This is a genomic window from Variovorax sp. J2L1-78 (assembly GCF_030317205.1).
Taxonomy (GTDB): domain Bacteria; phylum Pseudomonadota; class Gammaproteobacteria; order Burkholderiales; family Burkholderiaceae_C; genus Variovorax; species Variovorax arabinosiphilus.
In genome coordinates this window covers 2,329,129-2,344,775 of sequence record NZ_JASZYB010000001.1, presented here as the reverse complement: position 1 = coordinate 2,344,775, position 15,647 = coordinate 2,329,129, and the positions used below count along the sequence as shown (strand labels likewise).

The window sequence follows — 15,647 nt, the reverse complement described above, 5'->3', positions numbered from 1 at the left end:
CTACTTCCCTGCTGTCGTTGTTCTTGCAAGACGGTCGTGCGCGGCCGCGACCTCGGCGAGTTCGCGCGCGAGGCGCGGCCGGTCGACCGGCACGCCGGCATAGCGCTGCCGCAGCACGCCGGTGGCGTCGAAGAGGTAGAGCGCCGTGCTGTGGTCGGCCGGGCCGGGGCGTGCTTGGCGCGGGTCGGTGGCGGCGAGGCGCTGCACCAGCGTGTCGATCTGCGACGGCGCCCCGGTGGCGAAGCGCCAGCCGGGCTGGTCGGCGTCCATGCGGCGCGCGAAGGCCGCGAGCGTGGCCGGCGTGTCGGCCAGCGGATCGACGGAGACCGAGAGGAAGTCGAGTTGCGCGCGCAGGTCCAGCGGCAGGCTGCGGCGCAGCGCGGCGAGTTCGAGGGTCTGGGTCGGGCAGGTGGTCGAGCAGCCGGTGAACACGAAGTTCAGCAGCAGCGTGCGGCCCCGGTAGGCCGCTGCGTCAATGCGGCGTGCGGCCTGGTCCTGCAGCGTCAGGCCGCGCAGCGGCGCCGGTTGCGCGATGGCCGACAGCGCGCCACCGGCGAGCAAGACTGCCGCGGCGACGCGTATGCCCCTGCGTGCGAACTCGCACGCCTGATGGCTTCGCATGTTTTCTCTCCCTGGTACTTGGCGCCTTCGGGTGACACCGAGCGCCAAGGCGGAAGATTAAGTGTTTTGTACTCAGTTTGCGCCGTCATGCGGGCTGAGCGAGCCCGCTTCTGCGACATATGCCCGGGCTTTGGCGCTTCTGCGCGCTGCGCGATGTCCCGTGGCTCAGGCCGCTTTGGGCTCGGGCAGGACGGCCGTCAGCGCGAAGTCGACCAGGTACAACCAGGTCGCTTCGAGCCGCATGATGTCGTGGTGGTTCGAGCCCGCCACCGTCTGCACGTGGACCGGTGTGGGCCAGGCGTCGATGAGCTTCTGCGAACGCACCGGCAGCACGACGTCGTCGTGCTCGGCCAGCAGCACCTGGGTCTTGGCCGCCACCTCGCGGCTGTGCGTGAGCGAGTCGAAGCGGTGGCGCAGCAGCAGCGACAGCGGCACCAGCGGAAAGCGCCGCTTGGCCACTTCCAGCATCGAGTCGTAGGGAGTGATCAGCTGAAGGCTGGCGAAGTCCTGCCGCGCCACCAACTGGATCGCCACGCCCGTGCCGAGGCTGCGGCCGACGACGTGCAGCCGCGCCTGCGGAAAGGCGCGGCGCAGGTGCCTGGCGAGCTGGTTCGCGTCCTCGACCGAGGCGATCTCCGACGGGTGCCCCTCCGAGTCGGCGACGCCGCGGTAGTTGATCGCCGCGAAGCCGAAGCCCGCCGGCAGCCAGGTCAGCGCCTTGGCGGTGGCGCGCACGTCTTCGCCGCGGCCCGCGAAGTAGATGAACAGGTCCTGCAGCGCGTCTTCGCCGTGCGGATGGTAGACATAGCCACGTACCATGCCGCCGGGCACCGGGTGCGAATAGGTCGAGAAGTCGTCGGACAGCGGGACCACCGGTAGCTTGCGGGCGTTGAAGAGGATGTGGCCCTGCCGGGTGGCGAGGAGCGTCCAGTACGTCGCGATGCCGCCGACGGCAGCGGCCGAGGCGGCGAGGGCGATGCGGAAGACTTTGGATGACAAGAAGCGGCTCCTGGGCGAGATGGGCAGGTCGCTCCGAGTGTCGCCGCGTTTGCGGTGTGCCAGCGGCGACGGGGTTGGCCGACGTGTGGAAGTGCTCAGATGCTGCGCCCGCGCGGGGAGAGAAAAATTGGTCGTTCCCCAAAACCGGACGTTCGTTCCGCAGAGCGCCCAGATACCAGTCTTGGGCGGGCAGCCAGAGGCCGTCAGACGTCGGGCAATCAGCGTCCCGTTGGCCTCGTCGCGGTGCGGACACACCGGTGAATTGGGTACAGCTACCTCGTCGCTCGATCAGGGATCGAGGCTCAGATGCTCTCTCAACTCTGAGAGATAGCCCGCGACCGCGTCGATGAAAATTCGTGCCTTCGCTGGCAGCGTTTTTCGATTTGTGTACAGGGCATGCAAGTCAACGCGGTCGGTTCCGTAATCTGCGAACAGGCGCACCAGTGATCCGTCCGTGACCGCGGGCGCTGCGAGAAAGTCCGGCAGCCGACCGATGCCGCATCCGTTGACGAGGACGGGCAACAGCGCCGCGACGTCCGGTATGACCGTTCGAGGCGTCACGTTGATCTCGATCGCGTCGCCTGTGGGTGAAGCGTATCGCCAGCGCGCCGGCTGATTGATTCGCGACAGGAGTCGATGGTCCATCAGCTCGGAAGGCTCGTTCGGAGTTCCTCGCACAGCGAGATAGCCCGGACTGGCGCATGTCCAAAGCGCCATGTTTGCGAGATGCCGCGCAACGAGTTCGGACCGGGGCAGTGGGCCGATGCGCAGCGCGACGTCCACCTCCTCTGCGGCCAGATCGATCCTGCGGTTGTCGATCTCCAGCACGAGATCCAGATGGGGGTAGCGTTTCAGAAAGTCCGCCAACATGGGGGCGAGCAGGACCGCCGCGAGCGCGAATGGCATGTTCACCTTGAGGCTGCCGCGCAGCAAGCCGGAGGTGCTGTCGACGCAAGCCTGCGCCTCTTCGGCGGCGGCAAGCAGCAAAGCGGCATGAGGCTGCAGGGCCAGCCCTGCATCGGTCATCTTGACGCGGCGTCCGGAGCGATCCACAAGCGCTGTTCCCACGTCCGACTCGAGTCGGTTGAGCGCCCGGCTGACAGACGACTTCGGCAGTCCGATGGTGCGGGCCGCAGCCGACAACGATCCGCTGTCGAGCACGCGCAGAAAGATGCGTAGATCGGCGAGTTCCATGTCTCGATCGTTCCACATTCGGAACGAGCCGTCCACGCTTTGCGGCTATGCCCGGGCCGTCGCACTCCCTACGATCGATCGTCACCTCAAGAGAACGAACCATGGCTAACAAGATCATCACCCTCGCAGGTGCAACAGGCGACCTGGGTGGGCGGATAGCAACTGCGCTGGCGAGACGCGGCGCGTCGGTGCGCACGTTGGTGCGAGTCGGGACGGGTGCTGAATCAACGCAGGCGTTGCGCAGGTCGGGCGCTGAGCTGCGTCAGGTCTCGTTCGACGATGCAGCGGGTCTGTCGGAAGCGGTCGCTGGATCCTCCTGCGTGGTGTCGGTTCTGTCGGGCCTGCGGGAGGTCATCGTCGGCGCTCAGACCCAGCTGCTGCGAGCTGCCGAGGCCGTGCGCGTTCCTCGATTCATCCCATCCGACTTCTCTTGCGATCTGACCCATGTACCGCCCGGAGAGAACCGGAATTTCGACCTGCGGCGGGTATTTCATCAAGAGATCGCCACGTCGTCGGTGCGCGCAACCTCGATCCTGAACGGTGCTTTTGCGGACATGCTGATGTGGAAGCGCCCCCCGCTCTACGACTTTGCACGACACCAAGTGATGTACTGGGGCTCGCCGGACCAGTTGCTCGATTTCACGACGATGGATGATGTGGCCGACTTCACCGCGGCTGCCGCATTGGATCCCGCCTCACCGCGCTTCCTGCGCGTCGCGGGGAACACTGTCAGCGCTCGTGACCTGGCGGCTGCGGCGTCTGAGGTCTTCGGCACCCCGTACGAGGTCGCGCGCCAGGGATCGCTCGATGACCTGGCCGATCGGATCAGAACCGTGCGCGCCGCGGATCCGGCCAGCGAGTCGAGCGTCTTTCCGCCGTTCCAGGGCATGCAATACCTGCACAACATGTTCTCGGGCAAGGGAAAGCTCGAGCCCCTGGACAACGACCGCTACCGGGAGGTTCGCTGGACGGCCATTCGCTCCCTTCTGGAACAGAAAAAGGATCAGGCATGAGCGATACCCTCGTCTCGCCGTTCCATCTTGCAGTGCCCGAAGCGCAGTTGCTCGATCTGCAAGATCGGCTGGCTCGCACGCGGTTTCCCGACAGGGAAACGGTGTCCGACACATCGCAGGGCGTTCGTCTCTCCTCGATGGAAGCGCTGTGCGAACACTGGCGCACGCGCTATGACTGGCGTGCAACCGAGGCATGGCTGAACGCCACGGGGCAGTTCACCACCCACATCGACGGACTGGACATTCACTTCCTGCATGCACGGTCGCCGCATGCGGACGCACTTCCGTTGGTCATGTGCCACGGCTGGCCAGGCTCGGTGCTGGAATTCAGAAAGGTCGTCTCGTCACTGACGCATCCGACCGCACAGGCGAGCGAGCCTGCTCAGGCCTTCCATGTCATTGCTCCGTCGATGCCGGGATTTGGTTTCTCGGGCAAGCCCGTCGACACCGGCTGGGGGCTGCCGCGCATCGCGGACGCGTGGATCGCGCTCGTTCGTCGTCTCGGCTACGGCGATCGTTGGGCGTTGCAGGGAGGCGATCTGGGCGCAGGCGTGTGCGACGCCATCGCCCGCAAGCGGCCAGCGGGGTTGGTGGGCATGCACCTGAACTTCGCAATGTTCATGACCACGCCGGGCGAGGCGGCCGAAGCAACGCCCGAAGAAAAAATGATGCTCAAGGACGCCGGCCACTTCTGGGATCGACTCTCGGGCTATGCGAAGGTGCAGTCGACGCGCCCTCAGACGATCGGCTATGCCTTGGCCGACTCACCGATGGGCCTGGCCGCCTGGATCTACGCGATGTTTCAGGACACCGGCGGGACGCCCGGCGATGCCGAGGCGACGTTCAGCCGCGACGAGATTCTGGACCACGTGATGATGTACTGGCTCACCGACAGCGGTGCCTCTGCGGCACGCCTCTATTGGGAACTGGCCAGCGCTGGCGGGCCGGCGGGCGGGCAGCCGCCCGGCCCGATCACGATTCCCTCTGGATTCACCATGCTGCCCAAGGAGCACGTTCGCAAGTCGCGACGATGGCTCGAACGTCGATATACGGGCTTGGTGTATTTCAACGAGGGCGCCGCGGGCGGGCACTTCGCGGCCATGGAACAACCCGACACCCTGGTTGCCGACATCCGCAAGACGTTCGCAACCCTCCGTTGAACGCGTCTTGTCTCTAGAGATCGGCGATCAAGGCAGCGCCGAGCGAGTGCCCGCATTCGCTTCTTGACGGACTTGCAACACGAGAAGCAGACGTGCGGAAACAGAGGCAGTTGCTCCCGCTCCGGTTTAGCAAAGTACGAAGGTGTTTGAACCTCTTCCTCTGTTCGTGAGCGAAGGGCCGCTGCTGGCGGCGGAAGAGGCCGGGCCGGAGGGTGCCACAGGGCGTCACCGTGGGAAAGGCTCAGCATCTTCGAGCAGCCAGGCTCACTCGCTGCGCACGAGGCGCAGCAACTGTGACTCCCCATACGACGTGTCGGCGTTAGGCAAGTCGGCACCACCGTGGACAAGGCCGTGCCGACCATGTGAAATAATGAGAACTATTCTCAGTGCGAAAGATCGGCACGAACACGGCCCGGAGAAACAGAAACAATGTCCGCAGCGGGGAGCCCTTGGCAACAGCAAATGCACACGCTGTACGACGAACACCACGGGTGGCTGTTCGGGTGGCTGCGCCGCAAGCTGGGCTCGCCGGAGAACGCGGCCGACCTGGCGCAGGACACCTTCGTGCGCATCATCGCGTCGCGCGATGCCTTGCTGGGCGTGCGCGAGCCGCGCGCCTTCCTGGTCACCACCGCCCAACGTCTGCTCATCGACCAGGCCCGGCGCCAGGCGATCGAAGTGGCCTATCTGCGTGAACTGAGCATGGCCGTCGAGCAGCTCGGCGGCGCGCCGTCGCCCGAGCACCTCCTCGACACCCTGCAGGCCCTCACCCAGATCGAGAGGGCGCTCGACGGCTTGCCGGCCAAACCGCGCCAGGCCTTTCTGCTGCACTACCTCGATGGCGAGACGCATGGCTTCATCGCCGAACAACTGGGCGTGTCGACACGCATGATCCAGAAGTACCTGGTCCAGGCGCTGTTGCACTGCCATCGCCAGCGCGGGGCCTGAGGTGGCGGAGATTCGAAGCGAATCGGACCGTCTGGCCGAGCAGGCCGCCGCCTGGCTGGTGCAGCGCAGTGGCGACGATCCGGCAGAGCGCGCGCGCGCCGAGCAAGCGTTCGCCGCCTGGAAGGCGGTCGATCCGCGCCATGCCCAGGCGGCGGCCTCGCTCGAGGCCGTGGTCGAGCAGGTCGAAGGCGTTCGGCACAGCGCGGCCGGCAACCCGCGCCTTGCGCACGCGGCGCTCGATGCCGTCTTCAAGGACGCCCGCCGCCGTCGGCGCGCCGTTCGTCAGCGCATCGGCGGCGTGCTGGTTCTGGCGCTGGCCCTGGCGGTGCCCGTCGGGCTCGCCGTGTCGGAAGGCGCCGTTGCCGATCTGTGGGCCGATGTGCGCAGCAGCGAGACCGACTGGGTCAGCCGCACGCTGCCCGACGGCACGCGCATCACCCTGAGCGGCAGGACCGCGATCGACCTGACGTACGACCCGCAGCAGCGCACCGTGCGCCTGCTGCGCGGGGACATCCGTGTCGATGTGGCCAAGGACGCCGGGCGGCCGTTCTATGTCGAGACGCCGGTCGCCCGCATCCGTGCCCTGGGCACACGGTTCGCCGTCAGCCATGACGGGGGTGGCACCGGCTTGGAGATGTTCGAATCCAAGGTGTCGGTGCAGACCTTGGCCGACCCGCAGGTCTCCACCGTGGTCCAGGCCGGCGAACGTCTGCAGCTCACGCGTCGAGGGGTCGGGCCCATCGAGGGCCTGGACGCCGAACGCGTGGAGCAAGGCTGGCAGCACCGTCAGCTGGTGCTGAACGACCGGCCGCTGCCGGAAGTGCTGGCGCAACTTGCGCGGCACCGGCCCGGCGGTATCCGCTTCGACGCAGACCAGTTGCGGGCGCTTCGGGTTTCGGCGGTGTTGCCCCTGGACAAACCCGACGAGGCACTGCAATTGCTGTCGACCATCTTTCCCGAGTTGCGCCTGCGCACCCTGGCCGGCCGCTGGGTCTGGGTGGACATCGCCACCGATCACGTAAAAAACTGACGGGAAGCGGTTCCGGTTTTTCGATCTCGTTCGTCATCACGAACGAACGCAACGACATTGGAACGCCCGACCGTGACCCGTCCGAAAAACCATCCGCCCCGCAGCCGCCTGCTGCCCCTGACCTTGGCCCTGCACCTGAGCGTGGCCATGGCCGCCATGGCGCCGCTGGTCGCCGCCGCCCAGGTGCGCAGCTACAGCATTCCGCCCGGACCGCTCGGTGCGGCCCTCACCCGTTTTGCGCAGGAAGCCGGCGTGTCGATCGCGCTCGATGCCCGTCGCACGGCCACCTTGCAATCCCCTGGCCTGAGCGGGACGCATGGCGTGGACGAGGGCTTCGCCGAACTGCTCAAGGGCAGCGGCTACAGCATCGAGAAAACGTCAGCCGGCTACCGGCTGGTGCCCGTCGCGGCGCCGCCCGGCGCCGAGATCGCAGCGCCGCCCGTCACGACCGGTGCCGCCCGCAGCGAGCAACTGCAAGAGGTGACCGTGGCCGCATCGCGCTCGAACATGGAGGCCGCCAAGGCGCCGCAGACGGTGCAGATCATCGAGCAGGAAGCGATCGCGCAGCAGCTGGCGCTGTCCACCAACTCGTCGGACGCGCTGAGCAACCTGATCCCGTCGTACACCCCCAGCCGGGGCAAGATGAACGGCAGCGGCGAGACCTTGCGTGGTCGCACCCCGCTGATCCTGATCGACGGCGTGCCGCAGTCCAACCCCATCCGCCCGACCGGCCGTGAAGCGCACACCATCGACTTCTCGATGCTGGACCGCATCGAAGTGGTCCAGGGCGCCAACGCGATCAATGGCCTGGGCGCCACGGGCGGCACCATCAACCTGATCACGCGCATCCCCGAGAAGGGCAGCTTCAACCAGCATCTGGACGTGCAGACCACGATGCCCACGTCGAAGATCGACGGCGACACCCTCAGCACCAAGACCAGCTATCGGGCCGACGGCCGACTCGATCGGCTGGACTACCTCTTGGGCTTCAGCTACGAGGACCAGGGCCTGTACCGCGACGCCAAGGGCCGTTCCATCGGTGCCGACAACACGCAGGGCGATCTGATGGATTCGCGCACCTACGACTTCCTGGGCAAGCTGGGCTATCAGCTGGGCAACGACCAGCGGGTGGAGCTCTCGCTCAACCGCTATCGCATCAAGTCCGACGCCAGCTACACGGCCGTCGCGGGCGACCGGGCGCGCGGCATCCCCACCACCTCGATCGAGCGGACGCCGCCGGGCACGCCACCGTGGAACGACGTGTGGACCGCCGCCGCCACCTACAGCCACTACGACTTGGCCGGCTGGGACCTGTCGGCCATGGTGTTCCACCAGAAGTTCGAAGCGCTGTTCGGTGCCGACAACTCGGCCACGTTCCAGGACACGCGCATCGCGCCCAACGGCACGCTGTACGACCAGTCGCGCGCGACCTCGTCGAAGATCGGCAGCAAGGTGACCCTCACCAAGGCCGACCTGTTCGACAAGCGCCTGAAGCTCACCGCCGGGTTCGACACCCTGTTCGACAAGGGCGAGCAGGACCTCTACGGCACCGGCCGCACCTACGTGCCCCACTCGGAATACAGCGACATCTCGTTGTTCACGCAGGCCGAGTTCAAGCTGCTCGACCAGCTCACGCTGCATGGCGGCGTCCGCAAGGAATACGCCGACCTGAAGGTCGACAGCTACCAGAGTCTGGCCCGCTACAACCGGGTCAACGTCGGCGGCGGCAAGCTCGACTTCGACGAGACCCTCTACAACGTCGGTCTGGTGTTCGAGCCGGTGAAGAACCTCAATCTCTACACCAGCTACTCCGAAGGTTTCGGCATGCCCGACGTGGGCCGGGTGCTGCGGGCCATCAACATCCCCAACCAGAGCATTGCCAACCTGAGCACGCTCGCGCCCATCGTCACGCAGAGCGTCGAAGTCGGGGGGCGCTACAAGTTCGGCAACTGGGACTTCGATGCGAGCTACTTCCGCTCCGAGTCCGACTACGGCGCGCGCGTCGTGCGCGTGGGCGACGCCTTCATGGCGGCGCGCGAGAAGAACCGCATCGATGGGCTCGATGCCAGTGTCGGCTACCGCTTCGACCGCGCGCACAAGGCGAAGCTGTCGTACTCGCGCACGCTCGGCCGCTACGACAGCAACGACGACGGCTCGCTCGACGCGCGCCTCGACGGCCTGAACATCGCGCCGGACCGGCTCATCGCGTCGCTGAGCTCGCAGTGGACCGACCGCCTCTCGTCCTTCGTGCAGGTGCAGCACGCCCGCAGCCGCACCTTCGACGAGTCCGAGAAGAACTTCAAGGGTTACACGTTGGTGGACGCCAGCCTGAGCTACAAGCTGCCCAAGGGCACGGTGCGGCTGGCGGTGGCCAACCTGTTCAACAAGAACTACATCACCTACTACTCGCAGAGTGCGTTGGTCGAGCCGCTGCGCTACTTCGCCGGCCGAGGCCGTACCTTGACGGTCGGCTACTCGGTCGACTTCTGAGCATGGCGCGCCCGGCGGTGTGGCTGCGCATCGCTGCGGCCGTGGGCGGTGGCTTCGGCCTGACCAGCCTGGCCGTGGGGGTGCTGGCTGGGCTGCTGGCGCGGTGGGGCCTGCCCGGTGCCGAAGCCGTGGTCGCCGCGGCCATGGCGGGCTTTCTCATCTACCTTGCGGTGTTGCTGTGGGGCTTGGCCTGCCAGAGCATCTGGCGGCTGAGCGGATGGTTGGCGCTGTGGGCGGCGGCGCTCGCGTGCGCGTGGCGGTGGGCATTCTGATGGCCGGCTATCCCGGTTATCGCAGGCGCCTGACTGTCGTGCACAGTTGGGCAGGCATCGTTTTCGGCGGCCTGCTGTTCGCCATTTTCTGGATGGGGACGCTGAGCGTCTTCGACCGGGAGATCGACCGCTGGATGATGCCGGCCACGCGCCTGGTCGCACCCGCCACGCTGCCTCGGCTGGACCCGGTCGTGGCGGCGGTCGAACCGCTGATCCCGCCCGCAGCCCGGCAGTGGCGCATCGACTTGCCGACCGAACGTACGCCCGTCCTGCGCTTCTCCGCACAGGGCGCGACGGGGGCGCCGATCACCCGTCATCTGAATCCATCCACCTTGGCGCCGCTGCCCAACGCCGGCACGCTCGGCGCCAGCGGGTTCTTCTATCCCTTTCACTACGGGCTGATGATCGATTGGAAGGACGTGGGCAAATGGCTGGTCGGCGCCGCGGCGATGGCGATGCTGCTGATGCTCGTCTCGGGCGTGATCATCCACCGAAAGCTGTTCGCCGACTTCTTCACCCTTCGCCTGGACAAGCGCCTGCCGCGCGTCACGCTGGACCTGCACAACGTCAGTGGTGTCATCGGCGTGCCCTTCTTCTTCATGATCACGCTGTCGGGCCTGGTGATCTTCTTCAATCTGTACTTTCCGTCGGCCTACCGGGGCGCCTTCGACGCGGGTGCTGCGGGGCAGGCGGCCTTTCAGGCGGAAGTCTATGGCCGCTACCGCCGGCCCCCCGCCGGCACACCGGGCGCGCTGTCGTCCATCGACGCGATGGTGGCCCGGGCCGGGCGGGAGTGGGGCGGTGGGGTGCCTTACTTCGTGCGGGTCTGGTGGCCGGGCGATGCCCAGAGCTACGTGGAGCTGCGCCGCTCCTATGCCGGTGAGATCACCATGAATCTCGACCAGCTCTACTTCGACGCCACCACCGGGGAGCTGCTCCAGCGCTTCGAGGCCGCACCGGTGATGCGCGTGCAGCGCGTGCTGTCCGGCCTGCATTTCATCCAGTTCCGTCACGGGACGCTGCGTTGGCTGTACTTCGTGCTGGGGCTGGGCGGCTGCGTGATGATCGCCTCGGGGCTGGTGTTCTGGCTGGCGGCGCGGCCGGTCGACCGGACCGGCAACGACCCGCCGGGGCGCCGTGCGCTGCAGAGCCTCTGCATCGGCGGCGTGTCGGGCATCGTGGTCGCCACGCTCGCATACCTGGCCGCCAATCGCCTGCTGCCGAGCGAAGCCGCGTGGGCGGGCTGGCGCCGGTCGGAGCTGGAGGTGCTGGTCTTCTGCCTGAGCTGGCTGGCCTGCTTTGGCCATGCCGCGTGGCGGGGGGCGCGCGCCTGGCAGGAGCAGGCCGGCGTCATCGCCGCGCTGGCGTTGCTGTGTGCGGGGATGAATCTGCTGACCACCCCGCATCCGGGTGCCGTGTGGGGTGTGGACGCCGGGCTGGCGGTGGGCGGCATGCTGGCTGCGGCCTGCGCGCGCCGGTGGGGGCGCCGCTGACGTGGCCCTGGTTCTGGCCGCCATCGCCATCTACGCCGCCTGGGTGTGCGCCGCATGGGCGATGCCTCGCCATTGGTCGGTGCTCCGGGGTTCGCAGCCGGGGCCGCCACCGGCCGCGTTGCTGCGAACGGGCGCGCTGCTCCTGGTCACCGGGTCGCTCGGGCTGTGTATCGCACGGGATGGACCGGCTTTCGGCGTCTTGTTGTGGCTGTGCCTGACCTGTGTGGGTGCCTGGCTGAGCGCGCTGACCCAGGCCATGCTTGCCGTGGCGGCGCGTCGATCGTCTCGATTCAAGGATCCGCGTTAGCGCCCTCCGGGCGTTCCGGCGGCCACCTGTTCAAGGCAGGTTCTCGCGGAAGATCACCTGGCTGCGTGTGTTCTCCACGCCGCTCAGCGCCTCGCGCCCGTCGCGCAGGTTGGTGAAGATGCGCACGCAGCTCATCAGCGTGGTGTGCGGGCTCTGCGTGATCACCGCGTCGAGGCTGCCGTCGATCAACAGGGCGCGCGTGTCCGGCGTCAGGCCGTGGCCGATGAAGACCACCTTCTGGTCGCGGCCCGCTTCCTTCAGGGCCCGCGCCACGCCGTCGGACGCACCGCCGATGTTGTAGATGCCGCCGAGCTCGGGATGCTGGTCGAGCAGCGCGCGCGTCTGCCGGTAGTTCTGCTCGGCGTCGTCGTGGCCTTCGCGCAGGCCGACCACCGACAGCTGCGGGAACATCTCGTCGATGACGTGCAGGAAGCCGGCTTCGCGCTCTTCGTGCGCGCGGTAGCTCAGGCTGCCCGCGATGAGCGCGACCTTGGCGCTGCGTGCGCCGATGAAGCGGCCGATGAGATAGCCTGCGGTGCGGCCCGCGGCGCGGTTGTCCAGCCCGATGTAGGCCACGCGCGGCGAGTTCGACAGATCGGAGATCAGCGTGATCACCGGCACTCCCTGCGCCGCGAGTTCGGCCACCGCCTCGCGCACCGCAGGGTGCTCGAGCGCCATCACCGCGATGCCGTCGCTGCGCTTGCCGTGGCGCCGCAGCGCGGCCGCCAGCTCGTGCGGGTTGAAGCTCTCGATGAACTCCGTGCGGCAGCGCACGTTGAAGGGCGCCCAGTGCTCCTGCGAATAACCCACCATGTCGCCGAGCATGCGGATGAAGCGGTTGGTGCCGGCCGGCAGCAGCACGCTCAGCCGCAAGGGCTGCGGCGCGAGCGCGGCGTACAGCGCTTGGCCAGGCAGGTAGTCGAGCTCGCCGGCCGCCTTCAACACGCGCTGCACGGTGGCGTCGCGCACGCCGGGCCGCTTGTTGAGGACGCGGTCGACCGTGGCGGTCGACACGCCGGCGGCGCGTGCGATGTCGACCACCCGCGCACGGCTCGGCAGCGGGGCGTCGGAAGGTTCGGGGTTAACCCTCATAAATCAAAAACCATCATCTCGTTTGTTTGACGGCGCGGTGTCGCAACTCTATCGTCCGCATGCCTTTCAGTCATGATGCATCAAAAGGCATCAAGCCCACAACGGAGACAGACCATGAATTCGCTCACCCGCCGCGGTGCCTTGCGCACGCTTTCCGCACTCCCCGCCGCCAGCATCGTGACGGCCGTGCCGCGCATCGCCCGTGCCGCAGAGTTCTCGTACAAGTACGGCAACAACCTGCCGGTGACGCACCCGCTGAACGTGCGCGCGCAAGAGGCGGTCGAGCGCATCGCCAAGGAGACCAAGGGCCGCGTCGAGATCAAGATCTTCCCGAACAACCAGTTGGGCGGCGACACCGACATGCTGGCGCAGGTGCGCTCCGGCGGCATCGAGTTCTTCACGCCGTCGGCGCTGGTCATCGCCACGCTGGTGCCGGTCGCGGCCATCAACGCCATCGGCTTCGCCTTCTCCGACTACAACCAGGTGTGGGGCGCGATGGACGGCAAGCTGGGCGCCCATGTGCGCGCGGCCATCGCCAAGACGCGCCTCTACGCCTTCGACAAGATGTGGGACAACGGCTTCCGCCAGACCACGAGCTCCAAGTCGCCGGTGACCTCGGCGAAGGACCTCGACGGCTTGAAGATCCGCGTGCCGGTGAGCCCGCTGTCGATCTCGATGTTCAAGAGCCTGGGCGCATCGCCGGCCAGCCTGCAGTTCAGCGAGGTGTATTCGTCGCTGCAGACGAAGATCGTCGACGCGCAGGAGAACCCGCTGCCGATCATCCAGGTGGCCAAGCTCTACGAGGTGCAGAAGTACGCCTCGCTCACCAACCACATCTGGGACGGCTACTGGTTCATCGCCAACGGCCGCGCCTGGGAGGCCCTGCCGGGGGACCTGAAGACCATCGTGGCGGCGTCCATCAACGACGCCGGGATGAAGCAGCGCGAGGACATCAAGAAGCTCAACGAGTCGGTCGTGTCCGATCTGGAGTCGAAGGGCCTGGCCACCAACCGCCCGACCGCCGACAGCTTCCGCGCCAAGCTGCGCGATTCAGGCTTCTACAGCGAATGGAAGGGCCGCTTCGGCGCCGAGGCCTGGGGTCTGCTCGAACAAAGCGTCGGCAAGCTGGCCTGACCCGCCGATGTCGATCGCCTCTGTTGTCGAGCTCGGCGCCGCGCCGGCCAATTCGTTCACCGGCATCGCCGACCGCATCGACCGGCGGCTGGGCGCGGTGATCGAAGCCATCGCCGCCGCGCTGGTGCTGGTCGAGATCGTCGTGCTGTTCGCCGGCGTGGTCGCGCGCTACGCCTTCCATGCGCCGCTGGTGTGGTCGGACGAACTCGCCTCGATCTTCTTCCTGTGGCTGTCGATGCTCGGCGCCGTGGTGGCGCTGCGGCGCGGCGAGCACATGCGCATGACGGCGGTCGTCGGCAAGGTGAGCCCGTCGGCGCGCCGCATGCTCGAGGCGCTGGCCATCGCGGCGTCGCTCGCCTTCCTGGCGCTGGTGCTGTGGCCCGCCTACGAATACGCGGCCGACGAGGCTTTCATCGTCACGCCGGCGCTGGAGATCAGCAACGCCTGGCGCGCCGCGGCCATTCCGGTCGGCGTCGCGCTGATGATCGTCTTCGGCGCGCTGCGGCTGCTGCGCTTCTCCAGCGCACGCGAGATCGCGGTCACGCTCGGCGTCGTCGCGCTGGTCGTTGCTGCGTTCTGGCTGGCGCGCCCGCTGTTCGCGCCGCTGGGCAAGCTGAACCTGGTCGTGTTCTTCCTGGTGATCGTGGCGGTGAACGTGTTCTCGGGCGTGCCGATCGCCTTCTCGTTCGCGCTGGCCACCTTCGGCTACCTGGCGCTCACCACCTCGACGCCGATGGTGGTCATGGTCGGCCGCATGGACGAGGGCATGTCGCACCTCATCATGCTGGCGGTGCCGCTCTTCATCTTCCTGGGTGCACTCATCGAGATGACCGGCATGGCCAAGGCCATGATCCAGTTCCTCGCCAGTCTGCTGGGCCACGTGCGCGGCGGCCTCTCGTACGTGCTGGTCGGCGCGATGTACCTGGTGTCGGGCATCTCGGGCTCGAAGATCGCCGACATGGCGGCCATCGCGCCGGTGCTGTTCCCCGAGATGAAGAAGCGCGGCGCCAAGCCGGGCGACCTGGTGGCGCTGCTGTCGGCCACCGGCGCGCAGACCGAAACCATTCCGCCGTCGATCGTGCTCATCACCATCGGCTCGGTCACGGGCGTGTCGATCGCGGCGCTGTTCACCGGGGGCATGGTGCCCGCGCTGGTGCTCGGCCTGTGCCTGTGCAGCGTGGTGTGGTGGCGCTACCGCAAGGAAGACCTGAGCGCCGTCGCCCGCTACTCGCGCGCGCAGATCGGCCGCTTCTTCATCGTGGCGCTGCCGGCGGTGGCGCTGCCCTTCGTCATCCGTGCGGCGGTGGTCGAAGGCGTGGCGACGGCCACCGAGGTGTCGACCATCGGCATCGTGTATTCGGCGCTGGCGGGGCTGCTCCTCTACCGCCAGTTCGACTGGCGACGCCTGAAGCCGATGCTGGTCGAGACGGCCTCGCTCTCGGGCGCGATCATGTTCATCGTCGGCTGCGCCACGGCCATGGCCTGGGGTCTCACGCAGTCGGGCTTCTCGACCGACCTGGCGCGCTGGATGGCGGCCATTCCGGGTGGCTCGTACGGCTTCCTCGCGATATCGATCCTCGCCTTCATCGTGCTGGGTTGCGTGCTCGAAGGCATCCCGGCCATCGTGCTGTTCGGGCCGCTGCTGTTCCCCATCGCGCAGGCGGCCGGCGTGCACCCGGTGCACTACGCGATGGTCGTGATCTTCGCGATGGGCATCGGCCTGTTCGCACCGCCCATCGGCGTGGGCTACTACGGCGCCTGCGCGGTCGCCAAGGTCGACCCGAACGAAGGCATGAAGTACATCGGCGGCTACATGCTGGCCCTGCTCGTCGGGCTGGTGCTGGTGGCGGCCGTGCCCTGGTTCTCGACCGGCTTCCTGGCGAAGTAGTCATCG

General features: G+C 67.4%; 14 protein-coding genes. 10 read left to right on the top strand and 4 right to left on the bottom strand.

What is annotated here, in order from left to right; all coding sequences use genetic code 11:
• The 3 genes from QTH86_RS11120 to QTH86_RS11110 form a co-directional block, all read right to left on the bottom strand.
• Entirely contained in the window at nt 1–621 is a 621-nt protein-coding gene (locus tag QTH86_RS11120) for an SCO family protein (RefSeq protein WP_286644629.1), read from the bottom strand.
• 165 nt (nt 622–786) lie between these two features.
• Nucleotides 787–1,620, bottom strand: a complete 834-nt coding sequence (locus QTH86_RS11115; RefSeq protein ID WP_286644630.1) for an alpha/beta hydrolase — start codon at nt 1,618–1,620, stop codon at nt 787–789.
• 288 nt (nt 1,621–1,908) lie between these two features.
• Nucleotides 1,909–2,814, bottom strand: a complete 906-nt coding sequence (locus QTH86_RS11110) for a LysR family transcriptional regulator (protein ID WP_286644631.1) — start codon at nt 2,812–2,814, stop codon at nt 1,909–1,911.
• Between the two features lie 101 nt (nt 2,815–2,915).
• On the opposite strand from QTH86_RS11110, the gene QTH86_RS11105 reads away from it, so the two are divergent.
• From QTH86_RS11105 to QTH86_RS27055, 8 genes are all read left to right on the top strand, one after another.
• Entirely contained in the window at nt 2,916–3,827 is a 912-nt protein-coding gene (locus QTH86_RS11105) for an aromatic alcohol reductase (RefSeq protein ID WP_286644632.1), read from the top strand.
• Nucleotides 3,824–4,987: an epoxide hydrolase family protein gene (locus QTH86_RS11100; RefSeq protein WP_286644633.1), complete on the top strand. Its 1,164-nt coding sequence runs from the start codon at nt 3,824–3,826 to the stop codon at nt 4,985–4,987. The genes QTH86_RS11105 and QTH86_RS11100 overlap by 4 nt, the downstream gene beginning before the upstream one ends.
• Nucleotides 4,988–5,449: 462 nt before the next feature.
• A complete protein-coding gene (locus QTH86_RS11095; RefSeq protein WP_353505978.1) occupies nt 5,450–5,935 on the top strand; it encodes a sigma-70 family RNA polymerase sigma factor in 486 nt (161 codons plus the stop codon).
• Nucleotide 5,936: 1 nt separating this feature from the next.
• Nucleotides 5,937–6,965: a FecR family protein gene (locus QTH86_RS11090; RefSeq protein ID WP_286644635.1), complete on the top strand. Its 1,029-nt coding sequence runs from the start codon at nt 5,937–5,939 to the stop codon at nt 6,963–6,965.
• A 72-nt stretch (nt 6,966–7,037) separates the two neighbouring features.
• Nucleotides 7,038–9,455, top strand: coding sequence for a TonB-dependent receptor (locus tag QTH86_RS11085; protein WP_286644636.1), 2,418 nt, complete (start codon nt 7,038–7,040; stop codon nt 9,453–9,455).
• 2 nt (nt 9,456–9,457) lie between these two features.
• Nucleotides 9,458–9,727, top strand: coding sequence for an iron uptake protein (locus tag QTH86_RS11080; protein WP_286644637.1), 270 nt, complete (start codon nt 9,458–9,460; stop codon nt 9,725–9,727).
• Between the two features lie 38 nt (nt 9,728–9,765).
• A complete protein-coding gene (locus QTH86_RS11075; RefSeq protein WP_286644638.1) occupies nt 9,766–11,220 on the top strand; it encodes a PepSY-associated TM helix domain-containing protein in 1,455 nt (484 codons plus the stop codon).
• The gene (locus QTH86_RS27055; protein ID WP_353506075.1) at nt 11,138–11,527 is read left to right on the top strand and encodes a DUF3325 domain-containing protein; all 390 of its coding nucleotides are present in this window, start codon (nt 11,138–11,140) and stop codon (nt 11,525–11,527) included. Before QTH86_RS11075 ends, QTH86_RS27055 begins: the two co-directional genes overlap by 83 nt.
• Nucleotides 11,528–11,557: 30 nt before the next feature.
• Here the strand turns inward: QTH86_RS27055 and QTH86_RS11070 are convergent, their stop codons facing one another.
• On the bottom strand, nt 11,558–12,619 hold the full coding sequence (locus QTH86_RS11070) for a LacI family DNA-binding transcriptional regulator (protein ID WP_286644639.1): 1,062 nt from the start codon (nt 12,617–12,619) through the stop codon (nt 11,558–11,560).
• 114 nt (nt 12,620–12,733) lie between these two features.
• On the opposite strand from QTH86_RS11070, the gene QTH86_RS11065 reads away from it, so the two are divergent.
• On the top strand, nt 12,734–13,753 hold the full coding sequence (locus tag QTH86_RS11065; RefSeq protein ID WP_286644640.1) for a TRAP transporter substrate-binding protein: 1,020 nt from the start codon (nt 12,734–12,736) through the stop codon (nt 13,751–13,753).
• A gap of 7 nt (nt 13,754–13,760) precedes the next feature.
• Nucleotides 13,761–15,641, top strand: a complete 1,881-nt coding sequence (locus QTH86_RS11060) for a TRAP transporter large permease (protein WP_286644641.1) — start codon at nt 13,761–13,763, stop codon at nt 15,639–15,641.
• Nucleotides 15,642–15,647: the final 6 nt, after the last annotated feature.

What these genes read in the sequence shown, in the direction of transcription:
- QTH86_RS11120 (WP_286644629.1), bottom strand. Translation starts at nt 621, where the DNA reads ATGCGAAGCCATCAGGCGTGCGAGTTCGCACGCAGGGGCATACGCGTC.
- QTH86_RS11110 (WP_286644631.1), bottom strand. Translation starts at nt 2,814, where the DNA reads ATGGAACTCGCCGATCTACGCATCTTTCTGCGCGTGCTCGACAGCGGA.
- QTH86_RS11105 (WP_286644632.1), top strand. Translation starts at nt 2,916, where the DNA reads ATGGCTAACAAGATCATCACCCTCGCAGGTGCAACAGGCGACCTGGGT.
- QTH86_RS11100 (WP_286644633.1), top strand. Translation starts at nt 3,824, where the DNA reads ATGAGCGATACCCTCGTCTCGCCGTTCCATCTTGCAGTGCCCGAAGCG.
- QTH86_RS11095 (WP_353505978.1), top strand. Translation starts at nt 5,450, where the DNA reads ATGCACACGCTGTACGACGAACACCACGGGTGGCTGTTCGGGTGGCTG.
- QTH86_RS11080 (WP_286644637.1), top strand. Translation starts at nt 9,458, where the DNA reads ATGGCGCGCCCGGCGGTGTGGCTGCGCATCGCTGCGGCCGTGGGCGGT.
- QTH86_RS11070 (WP_286644639.1), bottom strand. Translation starts at nt 12,619, where the DNA reads ATGAGGGTTAACCCCGAACCTTCCGACGCCCCGCTGCCGAGCCGTGCG.
- QTH86_RS11065 (WP_286644640.1), top strand. Translation starts at nt 12,734, where the DNA reads ATGAATTCGCTCACCCGCCGCGGTGCCTTGCGCACGCTTTCCGCACTC.
- QTH86_RS11060 (WP_286644641.1), top strand. Translation starts at nt 13,761, where the DNA reads ATGTCGATCGCCTCTGTTGTCGAGCTCGGCGCCGCGCCGGCCAATTCG.